The following is a 20,780-nucleotide window of genomic DNA, read 5'->3' as shown; positions in this document are numbered from 1 at the left end:
GTTTCGATTTCGAGAATTATGCAGTAACAAATCGCTCCATGGCTTGCGAGCGAAATTTCCGAAAGAACGCACGAAATGGAGCAGGCATGAGCAAGGGGGTCGAGGTCCTGAACCAGAATGATACCACTCCCATGGAGATCGCGCTCGAAGAAGCGCGAGCTGCAGGCGCACGTGGAGAAGTCCCCATTGGTGCGGTCATCGTTCATCAAAGCCTGATCATCGCGCGGGCGGGCAACCGGACACGCGAACTCAATGACGTGACCGCTCACGCCGAAGTGCTGGCCATCCGCGAGGCCGGAGAAACCCTGCAATCGGAACGTCTGGTTGGTTGCGACCTTTATGTAACGCTGGAGCCGTGCGCGATGTGCGCAGCCGCCATTTCTTTCGCCCGCATCCGTCGCCTCTATTATGGCGCAACTGATCCCAAGGGAGGCGGCGTCGAACATGGGCCGCGCTTTTACACGCAGCCCACCTGCCATCATGTGCCTGAGATTTATGCTGGCTTCTCCGAAGGAGATTCGCAGAAAATCCTGCGGGAATTCTTCCGCGACAGACGATAGCTTCAGTTCAGAGCCTTTCGTCCGGTCATATAGCGCAACGTATCGTCACGCAGCGCAAAATGATGGATAAAGGCCATCATAACGTGCCCGACGATTACGGCGAGTAAAACCCAACCCAACAAACCGTGCAGCGCGCTCCCCGGCGCAGTTAACGCGGCGTTCTGCACGCCTGTTTGTTCGAAAATCTGGATACCGAGGAAGGAAAACCCGCGCCCGCTGCCATATGTGCGCAGCAAGGCCAGCGCGGGGACTGCAAACATAAGCCCGTAAATAACGATATGCCCAAGCGCTGCCAATTTACCCACATGGCCTGACTTGTGCGGGCGGCGGCTCAGGTTCAGCAGCCCCCACGCCCCGCGCAATAACACCAGCACGAGAAGGACAAAGCCAAGCTGATAGTGCGCCGACCAGAAGATGCTATAGATTGCTGTGTCTTTAGCCGCAACCCGCAGCAATGCAGACGCAAACTGCCAAATAAACAGGAGAGCCATCAACCAATGCAGGGCTCGACTGACCAGGCCATATCCCGAGGGCCTATCCCATATAGTGTTTGTATTGCTCATCAGATCATACCTTCCATCCCGAGTTGGCAGGATGACGAACTGCACCAAAGATATCCTTGATTGAAATCAAATATTCGTCAGATTCGAAAACATTAAAAATATTTAATCTTTTGCTTCAAGCATGGGATTTATGCACTCAACCTCGACCAAACAAGTATATGGTATAATAAAAAATAGATCGCAGTAAATTTCCTTCACTGCGATCTATTGTTAAGAATAATAAATTTCAGGCGACATTAGTTCCAAGGCAGGTAATCGCGCCAACCCTTGGATTTACCAGAGGCTTTCTTGCGTTCACGCTCTTTCTGCGCCTCGTCTGTTCCCAACTCGCCAACTGCAGCGGTGGAGGCAGGCTGACGATAGGTAAGTGGCGGCTCGCTCAGATAACGGCGCGTGGAGGAAGATCCCTGAACCTGCTGCTGACGCATTGCCTTATAGGCTGCGACCTTTGCCGGATCGAACGTTGGCGTGCGGGATTCATAGTCTTCGCGGCGACTGTTACCGCGCGGCAACGCTGCCTGAATATTGGACGCGACGGGCACATCCTGGACGACCGGCGACACGAAATTCGGATCGTCACGGTTCGCGGTAATCTCGTCGCGCAGGCGCTTGCGGCGCTGCTCGGGCGACTCCGGCCAATTTGGATCGTTAGCGCTGGCAACACTTTGCTGCGGAGCAGGCAACTGGCCTTTTTCGCCCGGTGCCGGACGGACAAGATCGGGACGCGGCTTGTAGTCAATCCGCTCTTTCTTGTTCTTACCCTGTCCGAAACTTGCTAAATTCGACACATCGTCCAGGAGCTGTGCTCCCGCCGTCTTGTCGGTTCCGTAGGTTGGCGAAGAAACGCAGCCGGATAGCGAAACTCCCGCTATCGCTGTCATAAGCACCAGAACTCGTCCTTCAATCTTCATTAGCGCCACTTCTTTTACGCTTGCCGATTTTATCTTCACCAAGATTTGCTCAGGCGAGCCTTGGATGAAGAAACCGGCAACTCCAAGGCAGATCTTGAAATTATCCGAGGAATGCCTTGTACATGAGTGCAACTCATGCGGCAATCCGATGTTAACCGCTATTTCACCATGTCCGAAGCGGAGATTGCAACCCCATTTCCCCTCCCGAAGCTCCCGGCATATGAACTGCCGAGAGCAGGATCGTCAAATTCGATCAAACTTCGAGCTTGCCCAGAGACTTGAGTTCCCGAAGTGCAACAGCATCACGCGCCGACACTTCCGGAAACTCGGGATCTGAACCAACATCTGTCGTATACCGCCATGAGCGGGCACACTTTTCGCCCTCTGCACGTGCAGGCACGACAGCCACGCCTTTCACATCGCCAAGCGTGAATGCTCCTTCGGGCGCATTGGCGTCACTGAACGAAATGCCGCTGGTGATGCAGATTTCCGCAAAATCTAGTCCTTCGAGCGAATCGGTCAGGCTCTTGTCGGAAACATAGACGACCGGAGAAGCTTCCAGCGACGAACCGATGCGCTTGTCGGCGCGTTCCAGTTCCAGTGCGCCGGTTACTACGCGGCGAACAGCACGAACCTTGCGCCACTTTTCGGCCAGCACATCATCCCGCCATTCGGTTGGCGTCGGGCGGAACTGCTCGGCATGAATTGAAGCCGAATGCGGATATCGGTCAAGCCAGGCTTCCTCCATGGTGAACGGCAGCATTGGCGCGAGCCAGGTCGTCAGGCGATCAAAGATTTCACGCACAGTCTGCAGCGCCGCCTTGCGGCGAACACTCGACGGCGCATCGCAATAAAGGGCGTCCTTGCGGATATCGAAATAGAACGCCGAAAGCTCGACATTCATGAAATCGATCAGCGTGCGGGCAATGCGCTTGAAATCGAATGCGTCATAGCCGGAGCGGACGATCTCGTCCAGTTCCGTCAGACGGTGCAGCATCAGACGCTCGAGTTCCGGCAGTTCCGCATGAGCGACGTTTTCGCCTTCATCATGAGCGAGCGTACCCAACATCCAGCGGATCGTGTTGCGCAGCTTGCGATAGGCGTCGATATTGGTCTGGATGATGCTCTTGCCGAGGCGCTGATCTTCCCAGTAATCGGTCGTCATAACCCACAGACGCAGAATATCCGCCCCGGATTCCTTGATGACGTCCTGCGGCGTGACCGTATTGCCGAGCGACTTCGACATCTTCTTGCCGTGCTCGTCCATGGTGAAACCATGCGTCACGACGGCGTTATACGGCGCGCGGCCGCGCGTGCCGCAGCTTTCCAGAAGCGAAGAATGGAACCAGCCACGATGCTGGTCCGAGCCTTCCAGATAGACATCAGCCGGCCATTTCATGTCCGGACGATCTTCCAGCGTAAAAGTATGCGTCGAACCAGAATCGAACCAGACGTCCAGGATATCACGTACCTGCGTCCAGCCTTCATTGGCGCGGCTGCCGAGGAACCGCTCGCGCGCACCTTCGGCAAACCACGCATCGGCGCCTTCTGCCTCGAACGCTTCAAGGATGCGCTTGTTGACGGCATCGTCCTGAAGGATATTGCCTTCCTCATCCACGAAAACGCAGATCGGCACGCCCCACGCCCGCTGGCGCGAAAGTACCCAATCCGGCCGGCCTTCGATCATCGAGCGCAGACGCGTCTGACCAGACGCTGGCACAAAACGAGTGTCGTCAATGGCTTTCAGCGCGCGTGAGCGCAAGGTTGTGCCGTCCCCAAGGTTCTTGTCCATATAGACGAACCACTGCGGCGTATTGCGGAAGATGACCTGCTTTTTGGAACGCCACGAATGCGGATAGGAGTGCTTCAGGCGACCGCGTGCGAAGAGCTTATCGCGGGCGATCAACTGATCCATGACGGACTTGTTGGCGTCGCCCTTCTTGCCGTTGTCATCGATAACACGCGCAGGTCCACCTTCGCGGTCCGGGCCGAATCCGGGCGCGTCCTTGGTATAGAAGCCGGCATCGTCAACGGGAAACGGGATGCTTGGATCAATGCCCCGCGCTTCCAGTTCGCGGGCATTGTTCATCCAGGCTTCAAAGTCTTCGCGACCATGGCTTGGCGCGGTATGTACAAAGCCCGTACCGGCATCGTCGGTCACATGATCACCGTCGAGCATCGGTACAACGAATTCATAACCGCCCCCAAACCCCTTGAGCGGATGATCGAGTACGACTTTGCCCAATTCGTCAGCCGCAATACCGCGCAGGCGCTTGAACTGAAGCTTTGCCTTCGCAAAGCTTTCTCCGGCGAGCTTGTCAGCGAAGATGAGCTTCTCCCCCGGGCGCGGCCCAAAGTCGTTCTCGGCTTCCGTGACTTCATAAAGTCCATATTCGATACGCGAGGAGTAGGACACAGCGCGGTTGCCGGGAATGGTCCACGGCGTAGTCGTCCAGATCACCACTGCGCTACCGGCAAGATCTTTCTGGCCAGCGACAGGGAACTTGACCCAGATCATGTCGGACTCGACGTCGTGATACTCGACTTCGGCTTCCGCCAGCGCGGTGCGTTCCACAACCGACCACATCACCGGTTTGGAGCCGCGATAAAGCTGACCGGATGCAGCGAACTTCAGGAGTTCCCCGGCGATCCGCGATTCAGCATGGAAATTCATCGTTGTGTATGGATTTTCAAAGTCGCCGAGAATTGCAAGACGTTTGAATTCTTCCGTCTGAACCTTGATCCAGCCGGCAGCAAATTCCCGACATTCCCTGCGGAATTCGTTGATCGGCACTTCATCCTTGTTCTTGCCTTCGGCGCGATATTTCTCCTCGATCTTCCATTCGATCGGCAGGCCGTGGCAATCCCAGCCCGGAACGTAATTCGAATTGTATCCGCGCATCTGGAAGGAGCGCGTGATGACATCCTTGAGGATCTTGTTCAGCGCATGGCCGATATGGATATTACCGTTGGCGTAAGGCGGGCCATCGTGAAGCACATAAAGCGGACGATCCTTTGCCTGCTCACGCAACTTCTTATAGAGGTTCATGTTCTCCCATCGCTCGACAAAAAGCGGCTCGCGCTGCGGAAGCCCGGCGCGCATCGGAAATTCGGTCTGCGGAAGATAAAGGGTTTTGGAATAATCGATTTTGGTCGTCTCAGTCATGAGGGTATTCGCCTGTGAAGCCCTGGCCAAAGATGGCGGGCATGTGGATCAAAGAAAACAGGGGACTGTAGAGCACAGCCGGTCGCTCCCGGACCTCCGCGCCGCATATTGCCTGGCAAAACAGCCGTTCAGGCAAAGCGGGAGGCCGGGCCAATAATTCGTATGGCCGTCATGATAAGCCGAAAATCCGTCATCATGGGCACGCTTTTAGCAATGAGCTTCACAGGAATAAAGAGGCGAAGGGGCAAAGACGCAATAAAACTGCATCCCTGCCCCTGAAAATGTTTACATTGATGCGGCTCAGATCAATCCAGCGAGAAATCGAAACGATAAGTTGCCGAGACACCGACCATGAACTGATCTCGCGAGCCGCGTTCCTTGACGATGCTCGAGTCCTTCGCGGGCCCTTGCAGACGGCTATATTCGCCAAACAGGCTGGTATCGATCTTGTCGGTTGCCTTCCACGTGATGGCGCCGCCGACACCAGCGGACTTGCAGCCGCTACCCGGATTATATTCTGAAAGTCCCGATGCTGCCGCTTCCTCGGCATCCACGCCGTAATAAGTCTTGAAATAATCCTTGGACGCGAAGGTCGCACGTGGACCGCCGGACACACGAACGGTCGGCGTAACGTCATAGAACGCATCGGCAGCGATATCGCCTACGACGCCCTTATGCGCACGAATACCTTGACGCACTTCGCCGCGCACGCGCAGCCAGTCGGTTGGATAAACGTCAACAAACGCGCCCGCCTCACCACCAAATTTTGTGTCTTTCAGGCCATGGATATCGTCATCGCGCTCGAAAAGAAGCTTGCCAGCAAGCCCCACGCGGAAACGATCATTGTCGATCAAGGCGAAGGATACGTTGTCATTTCGCGACGAGAAACGCGTCGCTTCTCCCTGTCGACCCAGCGAGATCAACGGCTGGGCGGAAAAGCGATATTTGTTGGAACCCTCGAATTTTGGAGCAACGAGACCAGCCGCACCGACCTTGAGATACCAGTCACCGGACCAAAAATGCTTGCGGGCTGGCTGCGCGGTTTCCGCGGCATAAATATCGGGCTGCTGGACGTCTGCTGAAAACGCAAACGGGCTGCTCATTAGAAATGCGGCACCTGCAACAAGTGCCAGAGGAACAATACGTGCCACATTAAACTCCAACAAAAAGCGCCCCAGTTAGTTTTGAGGCATTTTCCTCTTTTGGTCGAGAATAACTAAAATTTGATTTAAATTTTAAGTGGAAAAAGCAACCACGAATTCGCTTCATGCAAAAGAAAGCAAGCGATCCAGCTCAGACAGCGGCTTCGCCCCCGCAAGAAGCGCTCGCGCCTCGGCATCGTCCCGCTTCATCTGATCGATAAGCGGATCAAGGCCATCGAACTTTATCTCGCCGCGCAGAAACCCGAAGAACGATACACAAGCGGTCTCGCCATATAGATCGCCTGAAAAGTCGAAGAGAAACGTTTCAAGTAGCGGAGAACCATCGCTGTCGACAGTTGGACGCCGACCGAAACTTGCAACACCGTCGTAAATGTCGCCATTCGCACGCCGGAACCTGACGGCATAGATTCCATGCTTCAAGCCCGCCTGGGCATCGATTTGCATATTGGCTGTAGGGAACCCTAGCGTTCGCCCGAGCTTCTTGCCGTGGATGACTTCACCGCAGACCATATAGCGATAACCGAGAAGTCCCGCCGCCTGGGCGACATCGCCTTCGCAAAGCAGATTTCTTATGCGGGTCGACGAGACAAGATTATCGCCTTCATCCGTAAAGGCATCGACAAGCGTAACCGTAAACCCGGCAGTTTCTCCCGCCTCCTGAAGGAATTCCGGTGTTCCGCGTCGTCCCTTGCCGAAGTGAAAATCATACCCCGTGACGACACAGCTTGCGTGCAATCGTTCGACCAGAATGTGCTCGACGAAATCTTCCGCCGACCGGGAGGACAATTCAACGGTGAAGGGCTGCTCAACGACAGCATCAAACCCCATGAGACGTAGGATTTCGGCCTTTCTGGGCGCTGCAGTCAAACGATCGATCGGTGCATCCGGCTTGAAAAAGCTGCGTGGGTGCGGCTCGAAAGTCAAAACAACGGCCGGCAAGCCACGTTTTTCGGCAATCTCCAGCGCGCGTTCGAGAACGGCCTGATGACCGCGGTGAACCCCGTCGAAATTGCCGATTGCCACCACACAATTGTGCAGGTGTCCCGGCAGGGAATCCGTTCCAGAAAGGCGCTGAAAGCTGGATTTGGTCATTTTGATCTGGTCTTTGACTGGTCGTAAGAGGTTACCCTCATTCAAACAAGAGCATTCAGCGCAGCAACCGGGCGGTTGCCATGCTTCTGGAGAAACGCCTCCATTCGGGCAATGTCAACGGTGCCGTCGGTCGTATAGTCCGCTGCATGAACTCCACCGGAGATGTAAAGCACATCCAGCCCGAAGTCGGCAGCCCCCTTAACATCGGTGAGAACCCCGTCACCGATCCCAAGAATTTGGCTTTTCTCGACTTTCGTGCCGCGAATTTCTTCGGCAAACCGCAAAGCTGCCTCATAAATCGGGCGATGTGGTTTTCCAGCTATGAGAGTACGTCCGCCGAGCTGACCATATTCTCGCGCGAGAGCGCCAGCGCACCAGATCAACCGCGAACCGCGTTCAACCATGATATCCGGATTGGCGCAGATGAACGGAAGATTGCGCGAGCGCAGCCGGACCAGTAATTCCTTGTAGTCGTCTGGCGTTTCGCTTTCGTCATCATAAAGCCCGGTACAGACGACGCCCGAAGCTTCAAATTCTTCGACCAGTTCGACATCGAGACCGTCATAGATGGTCAGTTCGCGCTCGCAGCCGATATGAAACACCTTGCGCGGACCTTCTGCAATCAGATCCCGGGTTACATCACCGGACGTGACTACGCGATCATATGTATCCGAGGGCACACCAAGGCCAAGCATCTGCTTTTCAACATCGGGGTGCGGCCTTGGAGAATTGGTTACAAGAACGACCGTAACACCCTTGGCGCGTGCGCGTTTCAGCGCCTCGATTGCAGCCGGATAAGCGGCCACACCATTGTGCACCACACCCCATACATCGCAGAAGAGCACATCGTACTGGTCGGTCAGATCGTCGAGGCGTTCAAGCTGCTTCATGGTTTCCTCTTGATAATTCGTCTGTAAGGCGAGAACCGCTAGGGCCGTGTGATGGATTGCCAGCGCTCCATCTAGCGTAGCCAACCACATCTGTCACGGCCTTTAGGCCCGAATCCGACAGCTAAAGCGCGTCCAATTATCCCATGGGATTCTTCATCGTTCATTTACCCTGCTTCGTGACCGACTGTTAGAAAGATGCTGGTAGGAGCAAGTACAACTTTCCATTTCATCAATTGCGAACACAACCGTCGGCGGGGCCAAAATGAAGAACTGGATCACGAAAGCCGGCAGGCTTCAGGCGCGGGTTTTTCGCTGTTCGCCTCAATTGACCATCCTGCGCTTCGGGAAAGACGAGCGTGGGAATTTCGCCATGATCGCGGCTTTGGTGCTCGTCCCCCTGCTTCTGGCCGGCATGGTTGCGGTTGACACCGCAAACCTCATGCGCGTTCGCAACAACGTGCAGGCTTCGCTGGATGCCGCCGCTTTGGCTGTAGGCAAGAGGTTTTCCACGGGCGAAAGCCATACGGTCGTACAGGACTACGGTGCCCGAATTTTTAACGCCAACGTCACCGCGCTGAGCGCAGACGCGATCAATTTCCAGATTACCTTTCCCCAGGACAAGACGACGGACCAGCAAGTACAGGCCACCGCCGTATTCACCTACAAATCCCTGTTTAGCGTCGTCGCCTCCCGCCTTACAGGCGACAATTGGGATAGACACCGATATACGCTCACCGCGTCTGTCCGGCTCAAGAACACCATTGAAGTCGCTCTCGTCCTCGACAACTCCGGTTCAATGGCTGAAACAAGAAGCGGATCGTCAAAGAAACGCATCGATCTTCTAAAGGATGCCGCCTCGCAACTTGTGGAGACGATGGCCTCACAATCCGCGCTCATAACCTATGTCGAAAAACCAGTGCAGTTTTCGCTGGTTCCTTTCGCCGGTTCTGTGAATGTCGGCCCACAATATCTCAATGCGGCCTGGATGGACCCGGAAGGCAAATCTTCCGTCAATCTTGAAAATTTCACCCTGCCCGTCACGATCGACGCTAGCCGCAAGATAGAAGAAAAGCCCGCGGGCAGCGGACGATATTACAAAGTGGGAACCGGCTGGGGAGACCGTAACAACAAGCCTTTTTCACGGGCGGAGCTTTATGCTGACCTCACACGGAGATCAAGCGAGCCATGGCTCGCCTGGCAGGGGTGCGTCGAATCTCGTCCCGGACCTTTTGCGCTGGATGTAACGCCACCTTCTGACAATAATCCAGATACGTTGTTTGTGCCGATGTTCGGTCCGGCTGAATATTACAACGTGGATAGCAGGGGAAATGTCACTTCCACCGTTTTGAACAGCTGGTGGCAAGATGATATGTCTCTCGCCTACTCACCCCGACAAAGCGACCTGAAAAAATACTATCTGCGCGATTCCCTCGACAAGATTTACCGGAACGGAAGATCGGAAGGCGGTGGCCCTAACTATAGCTGCACAACATTGCCGCTCACGCCTTTGACTGACGTTACAACCGAACAAGGGATGAAAACGGTCCAGACCGCAATCAAGGCAATGGGGCCGAACGGCGGCACGAATGTCCCCGAAGCCATGGCCTGGGGCTGGCGAACCATCGTCCAGGGAGCCCCGTTCACAGAAGCCCGGGCCTCAACGGAACGAGGCAATGACAAGGTGGTGATCGTACTCACCGATGGCGCCAATACTTATTACAAATATGACGGTCTGGCTGGCTCGGGCCCGGACCGTGCCGGGAACCTGTCCTATTACTCGACACATGGCTATACCGCCCGCATAACCAAAAAATATAGCCAGAGCCGCCTCTTTCAGGAAAGCGGCGTTTCAGTTTCCCAAAACAACACGACATACACCAAGGCTTTGAATGCCCGCTTTGCCAAACTCTGCGACAACGCTAAAGCCGCCAATATCATTGTCATGACGGTCGCGCTCGATCTCAACGAAGCAAACAGCACAGAGAAAGCACAAATAGACTTGTTGAGATCGTGCTCTTCAAACTCACGCGTGCGCATGGAAGGCGGCAAACCGGCCAAACTCTTCTGGAATTCGACCGGCGGCGAACTGAGCGAGACCTTTCGGCAGATTGGCGATGAACTGTCAAACTTGCGTCTCGTCGATTGATAACGGCATAGGCATCACCATATGCGGGTATCGGCTGCGACTGCCATGGTGGTTCTGCGTTAAGGATGGTGCAAATTAACCATCATTCGCCTGTCAAATTCTTCAGGCAATCTTGACAAGATCAGACGCGCCTTCTATCTCAGAACCACGTTAGCACTCTCACACGGTGAGTGCTAACAAGCGCGGATCGGTTCGATCCGTTATCAGGGTTCAACGTCTATAACACCAAGGGTTATACCATGGCTGATATCAAGTTCCGCCCGCTTCATGACCGCGTCGTCGTTCGTCGCGTTGAATCGGAAGCCAAGACCGCTGGCGGCATCATCATCCCTGACACCGCCAAGGAAAAGCCGCAGGAAGGCGAAATCGTCGCTGTTGGCGCTGGCGCTCGTGACGAAGCAGGCAAGCTGATTGCTCTGGAAGTCAAGGCTGGCGACAAGGTTCTGTTCGGCAAGTGGTCGGGCACCGAAGTCAAGATCGGCGGCGAAGACCTGCTGATCATGAAGGAATCCGATATTTTGGGTATCGTTGGCTAATCAAGCCTCGGGCGGTTTCGCCCTTACCTGAAACCAATTCACCATAATCTGACCGGGACAATTCCCAGGAGAGTAAAATGGCTGCAAAAGACGTAAAATTCGGCCGCACTGCGCGCGAAAAGATGCTGCGCGGCGTCGATATCCTCGCTGACGCTGTTAAGGTAACGCTCGGCCCGAAGGGTCGTAACGTTGTTATCGACAAGTCCTTCGGCGCTCCGCGCATCACCAAGGACGGTGTATCGGTCGCCAAGGAAATCGAACTGGAAGACAAGTTCGAAAACATGGGCGCACAGATGCTGCGCGAAGTGGCTTCCAAGACCAACGACACCGCTGGCGACGGCACGACGACCGCTACCGTTCTGGGCCAGGCTATCGTTCAGGAAGGCGCAAAGGCTGTTGCTGCCGGCATGAACCCGATGGACCTGAAGCGCGGCATCGATCTCGCAGTTTCGGAAGTCGTTGCGGAACTTCTCGGCAAGGCCAAGAAGATCAACACCTCGGAAGAAGTTGCCCAGGTTGGCACGATCTCCGCTAACGGCGAAGCCGAAATCGGCAAGATGATCGCCGAAGCGATGCAGAAGGTCGGCAATGAAGGCGTGATCACGGTTGAAGAAGCCAAGACCGCTGAAACCGAACTCGAAGTCGTTGAAGGCATGCAGTTCGACCGCGGCTACCTGTCGCCTTACTTCGTCACCAACCCTGAAAAGATGGTTGCTGACCTCGAAGACGCATACATCCTTCTGCACGAAAAGAAGCTCTCGAACCTCCAGGCTCTTCTGCCGGTTCTGGAAGCTGTCGTTCAGACCTCGAAGCCACTCGTCATCATCGCTGAAGACGTCGAAGGCGAAGCGCTTGCAACGCTCGTCGTCAACAAGCTGCGCGGCGGCCTGAAGATTGCTGCTGTCAAGGCTCCTGGCTTCGGCGACCGCCGCAAGGCAATGCTCGAAGACATCGCGATCCTTACCGGTGGTCAGGTTATCTCCGAAGACCTCGGCATCAAGCTCGAAACCGTCACGCTCGACATGCTCGGCCGCGCCAAGAAGGTCTCGATCTCGAAGGAAAACACCACGATCGTCGACGGTGCAGGCCAGAAGGCTGAAATCGACGCTCGCGTTGGGCAGATCAAGCAGCAGATCGAAGAAACCTCTTCGGACTACGACCGCGAAAAGCTTCAGGAACGTCTTGCCAAGCTCGCTGGTGGCGTTGCCGTCATCCGCGTCGGCGGTGCAACTGAAGTTGAAGTGAAGGAAAAGAAGGACCGCGTTGACGACGCGCTGAACGCAACCCGCGCTGCGGTTGAAGAAGGCATCGTTGCTGGCGGTGGTACCGCACTCCTCCGCGCTTCGGCCAAGATTTCTGCCAAGGGCATCAATGCCGACCAGGAAGCTGGCATCAACATCGTTCGTCGCGCTCTGCAGGCTCCGGCTCGCCAGATCACGACCAATGCCGGTGAAGAAGCTTCGGTCATCGTTGGCAAGATCCTTGAGAATGCCTCTGAAACCTATGGCTACAACACTGCCTCCGGTGAATTTGGCGACCTGATCAAGGCTGGCGTTGTCGATCCGGTCAAGGTTGTCCGCACGGCCCTGCAGAATGCAGCATCGGTTGCCGGTCTCCTGATCACGACCGAAGCCATGATTGCCGAACTGCCGAAGAAGGATGCAGCTCCGGCTGGCATGCCTGGCGGCATGGGCGGTATGGGCGGCATGGATTTCTAAGAAATCCAAGTCCTCGTTTCGATGGAATGTGAGAAAGGCGGCCCTTGGCCGCCTTTCTTTTTACGTGACGTAACTATTTGTGATTTATGAAAAATTTACTTTGCTTGCGCTTTGCCGCCGCGAAGCGGTTATTTCAGAAACTTCTGATTGACACTCTACCACCAATCATGATCAATCCGAGATGACATAGAGACGGACTTCCTGTTTGCCCCCGCACTATGGAAGTCCTGTCTCAGGCAACAGGAAAGACAGGCTTCGGCCTGTCTTTCCACTTGCTCTCCTTCACAAGTCCAGCCTCTATTCTGCAGCGTCGCTCTGCGCCTTCCCCGATGCGAGGGCGTCATACCGGGCGCGCGCCATCATTACTTTTGCTTCATTGGCTATTGCCCATTCACCCAGCGCACGTACAGGCCTCAACAGGTCACGCCCCATTTCTGTCAGTTCATACTCGACCTTGGGCGGAATTGTCGGAAAGATGGTACGATTGACGAAGCCATCCCGTTCCAGATTGCGTAGCGTGGTCGTCAGCATCTTCTGGGAAATGCCCTCGACGGTTCGGCGCAATTCATTGAAACGCATCGGGCGATTACCGAGATAACTCACCACGAGCACAGTCCATTTATCGCCAACACGCGACAAAATCTCCGTTACGGTCCTGCATGCATTGGTTTCCTTGAAGTCACCGGGTTTCATAAAAGTGCCTCCTTGCGTGGGAATTTGGTCACTTATATAGCGTCGGTCTCCAATGGTTACCATGCAATAAAGGTGTCATCTATGTCCAAGCTCAAAGTCGCCGTTATCATCGGCAGCACCCGTGAACAACGTTTTGCGCCCGTTCCAGCCCAGTGGATTGCCAAGCTCGTTGCCGAGCGGTCGGAACTGGACGTCGAAGTTCTCGATGTCGCGGATTATCCGATGGGTTTCTATGGCGACACGACTACCACGACCGCTCAGGCCGAAACCGCCGACAAATGGAAAACGAAACTGCGGGAGTTCGACGCCTACATTCTTACGGCCGCTGAGTATAATCATGCGCCGACCGCCGTTCTGAAGAATGCCATCGACTATGGCGACTGGATACAGAAGCCAATGGGCTTCGTTGGTTACGGAGGCGTGGGCGGTGCTCGCGCTGTCGAGCAACTGCGGATGATCGCCGTCGAAATGTCCTCCATGTCCGTCAAAACGGGCGTCCACATCCTCTTCCCCGACTATCTTGCGGTCGTGAAAGGCGAGAACAAGCTGGATGATTTCCCTCATCTGGCGGAAGCGGCCAAGAATATGCTGGACCAGTTGATCTGGTGGGGCAAGGCACTAAAGGCCGCTCGCGGCTGATAGGGAACACGGCAAGCCGGAACACGGAATTCCGGCTTGCCGCAGGCATCGTGTGCCCTATGATTATTTCCGATTACAACGGAGTGATATTCATATGCGCAAGGAACTTCCCATCGCCACGGCTCCGAAAGATGGTCGAAAGATAACAGTCGTCTGGACCGACGACGATGACCAGCGGAACGAGTCGATCGCGCAGTATCGAACACTTGCCCAACTGCAGGCCGGGGGCGGTCAATGGGACGAGGCGGATACCGGCTGGTGGACGTTCACCGACAGCAAAACCCAGCGTAAGATTGAACCGACCGCCTGGATATCCGAAACGGATGACGACGAAGACAGCGATTCTTGACAGTGCCAACGGTCAATAAAAATTGACTTTTTTCGTCATATTTTATCAATTGATTGCGCTTTAAAGTTTCACGAAGAAACATGAGCCGCCAGCAAATGGCGGTGTTATATTCGTTGTGCACGGCTCGGTTCCGAGTCCACGTCAGCCGGAGATCAGAAATGACCGCTACTCGTACCGAAACAGATACTTTCGGACCGATTGATGTTCCTGCCGACCGCTACTGGGGCGCTCAGACCCAGCGTTCGCTGCAAAATTTCAAAATCGGTGGAGAGCGCATGCCGCTACCATTGGTTCATGCGCTGGGTGTCGTCAAGCGGGCCGCAGCGGAAACCAATATTGCACTGGGAAAGCTCGATCCGGTTCTTGGTCAGGTGATCGCGGTGGCCGCCTCGGAGGTGATCGAGGGCAAACTCGACGATCATTTCCCATTGGTCGTCTGGCAGACCGGTTCGGGCACGCAATCGAACATGAACGCCAATGAGGTCATTTCAAACCGGGCCATCGAGCTTCTCGGTGGTGAAATGGGATCGAAAAAGCCGGTTCATCCCAACGACCACGTAAATATGAGCCAATCGTCCAATGACAGCTTCCCGACAGCGATCCATATCGCCACCGCGGTTGAGGCGGTCCATCGGCTCTATCCGGCGCTGGAACATCTGACCAACGCGCTCAAGATCAAGGAAGAAGCGTTCAAGGATATTATCAAGATCGGCCGAACGCATACGCAAGATGCAACCCCGGTCACACTCGGACAGGAATTTTCCGGTTATCGTGCTGCATTGGAATATGCGCGCCACCGTATAGAACAATCGCTTGCAGACGTCTTTCTGCTCGCCCAGGGCGGGACAGCAGTCGGCACGGGGCTGAATGCACCAATCGGCTTCGACACAGGCTTTGCTGAAGCCGTGAGTGAAATAACTGGCCTTCCCTTCAAGACGGCACCGAACAAATTCGAAGCCCTTGCCAGCCATGGTGCGATTCTTGACTTCCACGGCAGCTTGAACGCCTTGGCGGCGGATCTCTTCAAGATCGCGAACGATATTCGTTTCCTTGGCTCCGGGCCGCGCTCTGGCCTCGGTGAACTGTCACTGCCGGAGAATGAACCGGGATCCTCGATCATGCCGGGCAAGGTTAACCCGACCCAGGCCGAAGCTTTGACGATGGTGGCAACACAGGTGTTCGGCAATCAGGCGACAATTACGGTTGCTGCCAGCCAGGGGCACTTTGAACTCAATGTGTTCAAGCCGGTGATCGCATATAATGTCCTGCAGTCGATCCGCATTCTCAGCGACGCGATGGTGTCGTTCGCCGATCATTGTGTGGATGGAATCGAGCCGAACCTGGGTCGCATCAAGGAACTATTGGATCGTTCGCTGATGCTCGTCACTGCGCTCGCTCCAGCGATCGGTTATGACAATGCGGCCAAGATTGCCAAGACCGCACACAAGAATGGAACGACCTTGCGGGAGGAAGCGCTGGCGAGCGGTCTCGTGTCGGAAGAAGACTATGAGCGACTGGTGCGCGCAGAGAGAATGATTGCGCCAGAGTGAATTGGTATTCATACTGTAAACAAACTGTCGAGGATTAGACGGCTTTCCTTGACAGTCGGCAGTCGTTAATTGATGCCCCAGTTCAACAGGAGATAGCCCCGCATGTCCTCTATCACCCCGCAGTCCAACGGCGTTGTTACGCTCATCGCCCGCATCTTTCTTTCAATTCTTTTCATCATTGCCGGCTACGGCAAACTGACCGCCATTGCCGGCACCGCAGGTTACTTCGCTGGCCTCGGCCTTCCGCTCCCCATCGTTACGGCTGTTGTCGTCGGTCTGGTTGAATTTGTAGGCGGCCTCGCAATTCTCGTTGGCTTTCAGACCCGCATTGCTGCGGCTGTTGTCGGCCTCTTCACCATCGGTGCGACGCTCGTTGCCCATATGGACTTCTCTCAGGGCATGAACGCCATGATGGCGCAGAAGAACCTCGCAATTGCTGGCGGCCTGTTCATTCTTGCCCTGCACGGCGCAGGCGCCCTCTCGATCGACGCCAAGCGCGGCTGATCGACATTCTCATCGCAATAAAATGAAAAAACCGCGCCATGAAAATGGTGCGGTTTTTCTTATTTCAAGATCGTGTTGCGAAGAACTAGAGCGCACCCCGAAAAGTGGGAACCGGTATTCGGAGAAGAGGCGCGATAAAACAAACAGAGAAAGCATTTCCAATGATTTATGAAAACAGGAAATGCTCTAACTGGTCAATCCTTTACGGATGCGCGTCGCAACGTCCGTGACGCGTGCGTTCCCCCGGCTTCGGCGTGCCGATACGAGGCATGCTTGCGAGCGCAGGATAATGCCGTCTTCAAGAACCTTCAGCCTATTGGCCCGCAACGTGGAGCCAGTCGACGTAATATCGACGATCATATCGGCTGAGCCCGCAGCCGGAGCGCCTTCGGTCGCGCCAAGGCTTTCTACAATGCGGTAAACCTGAATGCCGTGTTTCTGCGAAAAGAACTGCTGCGTCAGCCGCCAGTATTTGGTGGCGATACGAAGGCGGCGACCGTGGCGCTGGCGGAAATCTGCCGCCACATCGTCCAGATCGGCCATGCTGGTCACATCACGCCAGACTTCCGGTACGGCCACGACAACATCAGCGTGACCGAAACCCAGTTCGGCTTCGATAGCCACACGCTCTTCCGAGTGCGCCAGCGTCTCGCGAACGAGGTCTTCGCCGGTCACGCCAAGATCCACGCTGCCATATCCCAACTCACGGGCAATTTCAGAAGCGGAAAGGAACAGAATATCCAGATCAGGCTCGCCCTCGACACGGGCGCGATAATTGCGCGAGTCATCCGGCAGGATCACCTTGTAGCCAGCTCTTTCAAGCACAGCGAGCGTCTGCTCCTTCAACCGCCCCTTGGACGGCAATGCCAGCGTCACACTCATTTTTTCTCTCCCGCCAGCATCTGCAACCGGTCGAGCCAGATGGAAAAGCCGACACCGGGAATGTTTTCCGAAGCGCCAAGCATGGTCAGAAGTCGGTCATAGCGTCCACCGCCCGCAAGGATGCCATCTTTCTCGACGCCCGCAGCCCGGATTTCGTAAACGAGACCGGTATAGTAATCGAGTGGGCGCCCGAAGGACGCATCATAGACAATGTCTCTGGTGGCAATGCCTGCATTCGCAATGGCGTCACTGCGTGCTTCGAATTTCTGCAGCACCGCAGCCAGATCAAGAGCGTGTTCCGAAGCGAATGCTCGCAGGGTAACGGCTGCGGAATCGAGCGAGACGCGCATTTCGAGAAACTGTTTCAGAAGATCGAGCGCCGATGCCGGGAAGCGCGTAGCCGCCAGGTCTTCCTTTTCGATCAACCGCCGCGCGATCTCGGCAGGGGAACGTCCGGCACCGGGCGAAATTCCAGCTTCGAGCATTTCTGCTTCCAGCATGCGCGCAAGCCCGGATTCGTCGCCTTCCGCCACAAGAACCGCAAGCGTTTCCGGTAATGGATCGCGTCGCTGTGCGCCCGTCAGTTCAGCGAGCACCTGCTCCATAGAACCCGCATCACCGAAGGAACGCAACAGTTTCTTGCGCCATCCTTGCGGCAGGCCCAGCGCTTTCAGCATGCCGGCAAAGACCGACTGGTCTCCCAGAACAATCTCAAACGCAGCTTCGGGAGCGGCCGCGCGAACGCAGGCCAGCGCATCAGCGATGGAACGGGCATCGGACGTCGCTTCGTCGGAAGCCCCCAGATCCTCTATACCGGCCTGAAGAAATTCGGCTGCCCCGTCACGACGCTGACGGAACACTTCGCCGAGATAGGCGTAACGCTTGGGCGTGGCTGCGTTAAGCTCGATGTGATTGCGGCAAACAGGAATGGTAAATTCCGGTCGCAGGCACAGGCTATCGCCGTTTTCGTTTTCGGTCAGAAAAATACGGCGGCGCAAATCCTCGCCCGCCATATCCAGAAATGGATCAGCCGGCTGAATCAGCGGAATTTCGACAAGTTCGGCTTCACGCGCATCGAGGGCCGCGCGAAGAGAACTGAGAATGCCGGGCGAGTTTGATCCAGCCATGGCTTTCGTCACTTCGACTGTTCCGCGCGATCCCGCGCCTGACTGGCAAGGATTTCGCGGACTGCCTCGACAAGCCCTTCTTCCCTGACCGTGATCTGCGCCGGGCGGCTCTCGCGCCACGTCACATTGTCTTCGATCTCAGCAGACAGGCGCTTGCCCTCAACCAGATCCTTGATCTGCACCTCACCAGCCTCGCGTTCCTGCGAGCCCTGAATGATGACGCACGGCGCCTCGCGGCGATCCGCATATTTCATCTGCGCCTTCATGCCGGAGCCGCCGACATACATTTCGGCGCGAATGCCCGCCTGACGCAGATCGGAAACCATCTTCTGATAGCGGCCAAGGCTTTGTGAGTCCTTGTCCATGACCAGGACAACCACGGGACCGACGACATCAGAAACGTCCAGCTTGCCCAGGTTCTTCAAAGCCGTCATCAGACGCGAAACACCGATGGAGAAGCCCGTTGCAGGCACCGGCTCACCCCGGAAGCGCGACACCAGACCGTCATAACGCCCCCCGCCGCCTACGGAACCGAACACGACCTTCTGGCCGTCTTCGTTGGTCACGTCGAACAGGAGCTCGGCTTCGAAAACCGGGCCCGTGTAGTATTCGAGCCCGCGCACGACAGACGGGTCGATCTTCACGCGGCCATCATAGCCGCCCGCCGAGAACAACGCCTGCATGTCGGCAAGTTCTGTCACGCCTTCTTCACCCTTGGCGTTACCCGCCACAACCGTGTGGAGATTGGCAATCGTATCAGCCCCGGTCGCGCCGCCGGCAGCAGTGAATGCCAGGATTTTTTCAATCGAGGCGTCAGGGAGTTCAGCGCCCTTGGTGAAATCGCCGCTTTCATCGAGACGTCCCTTGCCGAGCAGAAGGCGAACACCTTCCGGGCCGAACTTGTCGAGCTTATCGATAGCGCGCAGCACATTGAGACGCTTGGCGGCATTGCCCTCGCCTTGCAGCCCGATAGCATCCAGCACACCATCGAGCACCTTGCGGTTGTTGACGCGGATCACATAATCTCCGCGGCGAATGCCGAGACGTTCCAGCGTGTCGGCCATCATCATGCACATTTCGGCGTCAGCCGAGACATTCGGTGCGCCGACAGTATCGGCATCGAACTGCATGAACTGGCGGAACCGACCCGGACCCGGCTTTTCGTTGCGGAACACCCAGCCATTGCGGTAGCTGCGATAAGGCTTTGGCAGCGACTCAAAATTTTCAGCGACGTAACGCGCGAGCGGCGCGGTCAAATCATAGCGCAGCGACAGCCATTGGTCGTCATCGTCCAGAAACGAGAACACGCCTTCGTTCGGGCGGTCCTGATCCGGCAGGAATTTTCCGAGCGCATCCGTATATTCCACAAGCGGCGTTTCCACCGGCTCAAAGCCATAGAGGTCGTAAACTTCGCGGATGGTCGCCATCATCTTTTCGGCGGCGCGCAAATCATCCGGCACCCGATCGACAAACCCGCGCGGCAACCGCGCCTTCATCTTGTCCGCTTTATCGGCCATTTTTCCCGCCTGATCGCTGATTTGTACATATATGCCGATTGGAGCCGGCACCAATTCTGTTGCCGGTTTCCTAACCGATCAAGTCCGTTGCGGCAAGTGCGGGGAATATGTTCAGCGTGTCGCAATGGCGACTGCAGCTCCCGCCATCATCCCAGCGCTGTCCTGTTGGCAATCCGCATCATGCGCGGGCTGCGAAGAAACCGCCGGGCCTGCGCTGCGAGCACCACCCATGCGGTATCGACCGCCGCAAGAACGACAAACATGACGAGCAACAGTTCGGCCCAGCCAACCAGCGAAACATGGGTGATGTCGACTACCGTCGGCAGGATGGCAAGGTAGAAAACCATGATCTTCGGATTGCCAAGCGTGATTGCCATTGCGCTAAGGAAGAGCTTTCCGGCCTCCCCCTGACGGGGAATGGCATTCTCATCTGCGACTTCGTCAACTGGCGCGATCCACATCTTCCACGACAGATAAATCAGATAGGCCACGCCGACATATTTGAGGATGAGAAATGCTGTGTGGAACGTGTTGGCCAGTGCGGCCAGTCCCCAGACGGCCAATGAAAGCCAGATAGCATCACCGAGCCACAGGCCGAACATGAATGGAAAGACGCCCTTGTGACCGCGGCTGATGACACGTGCCACCAACGCTCCCACATTCGGCCCGGGCGTCCCCGCCGCAACAACCAGAATGCCGGCAAATGCCAACAACGACACCAGATCCATGACCATCTCCCATCTTCAAAGGTGGATGTTTCTCGCAGAAATGAGG

The 20,780-nt window shown here is 55.9% G+C and carries 18 protein-coding genes and 1 pseudogene; 8 read left to right on the top strand and 11 right to left on the bottom strand.

Annotated elements, in window-relative coordinates; all coding sequences use genetic code 11:
• Window positions 1–86 precede the first annotated feature (86 nt).
• Window positions 87–560: a nucleoside deaminase gene (locus ACS5UA_RS07040; protein ID WP_241084053.1), complete on the top strand. Its 474-nt coding sequence runs from the start codon at window positions 87–89 to the stop codon at window positions 558–560.
• 2 nt (window positions 561–562) lie between these two features.
• Here ACS5UA_RS07040 and ACS5UA_RS07035 read toward each other — a convergent pair whose 3' ends face one another.
• The 6 genes from ACS5UA_RS07035 to ACS5UA_RS07010 form a co-directional block, all read right to left on the bottom strand.
• Complete coding sequence (locus ACS5UA_RS07035; protein ID WP_241084149.1) at window positions 563–1,123, bottom strand: cytochrome b; 561 nt, start codon at window positions 1,121–1,123, stop codon at window positions 563–565.
• A gap of 236 nt (window positions 1,124–1,359) precedes the next feature.
• Window positions 1,360–2,034, bottom strand: a complete 675-nt coding sequence (locus ACS5UA_RS07030; RefSeq protein WP_006472512.1) for a hypothetical protein — start codon at window positions 2,032–2,034, stop codon at window positions 1,360–1,362.
• Between the two features lie 253 nt (window positions 2,035–2,287).
• Window positions 2,288–5,200: an isoleucine--tRNA ligase gene (gene ileS, locus ACS5UA_RS07025; protein WP_266034208.1), complete on the bottom strand. Its 2,913-nt coding sequence runs from the start codon at window positions 5,198–5,200 to the stop codon at window positions 2,288–2,290.
• A gap of 305 nt (window positions 5,201–5,505) precedes the next feature.
• Window positions 5,506–6,366, bottom strand: a complete 861-nt coding sequence (locus tag ACS5UA_RS07020) for a MipA/OmpV family protein (RefSeq protein WP_443101237.1) — start codon at window positions 6,364–6,366, stop codon at window positions 5,506–5,508.
• Between the two features lie 99 nt (window positions 6,367–6,465).
• Window positions 6,466–7,455, bottom strand: coding sequence for a bifunctional riboflavin kinase/FAD synthetase (locus ACS5UA_RS07015; RefSeq protein ID WP_241084055.1), 990 nt, complete (start codon window positions 7,453–7,455; stop codon window positions 6,466–6,468).
• A 41-nt stretch (window positions 7,456–7,496) separates the two neighbouring features.
• Window positions 7,497–8,345 carry a TIGR01459 family HAD-type hydrolase gene (locus ACS5UA_RS07010; protein ID WP_241084056.1) on the bottom strand — a complete coding sequence of 283 codons (849 nt, stop codon included), beginning with the start codon at window positions 8,343–8,345 and terminating at the stop codon, window positions 7,497–7,499.
• 262 nt (window positions 8,346–8,607) lie between these two features.
• On the opposite strand from ACS5UA_RS07010, the gene ACS5UA_RS07005 reads away from it, so the two are divergent.
• The 3 genes from ACS5UA_RS07005 to groL all read left to right on the top strand — a co-directional run bounded on the left by ACS5UA_RS07005 (window position 8,608) and on the right by groL (window position 12,745).
• Window positions 8,608–10,491: a pilus assembly protein TadG-related protein gene (locus ACS5UA_RS07005; RefSeq protein WP_241084057.1), complete on the top strand. Its 1,884-nt coding sequence runs from the start codon at window positions 8,608–8,610 to the stop codon at window positions 10,489–10,491.
• A 239-nt stretch (window positions 10,492–10,730) separates the two neighbouring features.
• Window positions 10,731–11,027, top strand: coding sequence for a co-chaperone GroES (gene groES / locus ACS5UA_RS07000; RefSeq protein ID WP_006472506.1), 297 nt, complete (start codon window positions 10,731–10,733; stop codon window positions 11,025–11,027).
• Window positions 11,028–11,104: 77 nt separating this feature from the next.
• Window positions 11,105–12,745 (top strand): chaperonin GroEL, encoded by a 1,641-nt coding sequence (gene groL, locus ACS5UA_RS06995; protein ID WP_006468493.1) that lies wholly within the window; start codon window positions 11,105–11,107, stop codon window positions 12,743–12,745.
• A 297-nt stretch (window positions 12,746–13,042) separates the two neighbouring features.
• Here groL and ACS5UA_RS06990 read toward each other — a convergent pair whose 3' ends face one another.
• Window positions 13,043–13,438: a winged helix-turn-helix transcriptional regulator gene (locus ACS5UA_RS06990; RefSeq protein ID WP_113475279.1), complete on the bottom strand. Its 396-nt coding sequence runs from the start codon at window positions 13,436–13,438 to the stop codon at window positions 13,043–13,045.
• An 81-nt stretch (window positions 13,439–13,519) separates the two neighbouring features.
• Between ACS5UA_RS06990 and ACS5UA_RS06985 the strand changes: the two genes are divergently transcribed.
• The 4 genes from ACS5UA_RS06985 to ACS5UA_RS06970 all read left to right on the top strand — a co-directional run bounded on the left by ACS5UA_RS06985 (window position 13,520) and on the right by ACS5UA_RS06970 (window position 16,480).
• Window positions 13,520–14,077 carry an NADPH-dependent FMN reductase gene (locus ACS5UA_RS06985; protein WP_241084058.1) on the top strand — a complete coding sequence of 186 codons (558 nt, stop codon included), beginning with the start codon at window positions 13,520–13,522 and terminating at the stop codon, window positions 14,075–14,077.
• Between the two features lie 94 nt (window positions 14,078–14,171).
• Window positions 14,172–14,426, top strand: coding sequence for a hypothetical protein (locus ACS5UA_RS06980; protein ID WP_100650561.1), 255 nt, complete (start codon window positions 14,172–14,174; stop codon window positions 14,424–14,426).
• 158 nt (window positions 14,427–14,584) lie between these two features.
• Complete coding sequence (gene fumC, locus ACS5UA_RS06975) at window positions 14,585–15,976, top strand: class II fumarate hydratase (RefSeq protein WP_100652091.1); 1,392 nt, start codon at window positions 14,585–14,587, stop codon at window positions 15,974–15,976.
• Window positions 15,977–16,078: 102 nt separating this feature from the next.
• A complete protein-coding gene (locus ACS5UA_RS06970) occupies window positions 16,079–16,480 on the top strand; it encodes a DoxX family protein (protein WP_241084059.1) in 402 nt (133 codons plus the stop codon).
• A gap of 186 nt (window positions 16,481–16,666) precedes the next feature.
• Here the strand turns inward: ACS5UA_RS06970 and hisG are convergent, their stop codons facing one another.
• The 4 genes and pseudogenes from hisG to ACS5UA_RS06950 all read right to left on the bottom strand — a co-directional run bounded on the left by hisG (window position 16,667) and on the right by ACS5UA_RS06950 (window position 20,734).
• Window positions 16,667–17,362 carry an ATP phosphoribosyltransferase gene (gene hisG / locus ACS5UA_RS06965; RefSeq protein WP_241084060.1) on the bottom strand — a complete coding sequence of 232 codons (696 nt, stop codon included), beginning with the start codon at window positions 17,360–17,362 and terminating at the stop codon, window positions 16,667–16,669.
• Entirely contained in the window at window positions 17,359–18,489 is a 1,131-nt protein-coding gene (locus ACS5UA_RS06960) for an ATP phosphoribosyltransferase regulatory subunit (protein WP_241084061.1), read from the bottom strand. The genes hisG and ACS5UA_RS06960 overlap by 4 nt, the downstream gene beginning before the upstream one ends.
• An 8-nt stretch (window positions 18,490–18,497) precedes the next feature.
• Complete coding sequence (gene hisS, locus ACS5UA_RS06955; RefSeq protein WP_241084062.1) at window positions 18,498–20,006, bottom strand: histidine--tRNA ligase; 1,509 nt, start codon at window positions 20,004–20,006, stop codon at window positions 18,498–18,500.
• 111 nt (window positions 20,007–20,117) lie between these two features.
• A pseudogene (locus tag ACS5UA_RS06950) lies at window positions 20,118–20,734 on the bottom strand (LysE family translocator).
• Window positions 20,735–20,780 lie beyond the last annotated feature (46 nt).

Origin of the sequence: Brucella sp. RRSP16 (genome assembly GCF_052246815.1) — a bacterium.
GTDB lineage: Bacteria > Pseudomonadota > Alphaproteobacteria > Rhizobiales > Rhizobiaceae > Brucella > Brucella intermedia.
The sequence above is the reverse complement of the archived record's forward strand: the minus strand, read 5'-3'. Positions and strand labels throughout refer to the sequence as shown.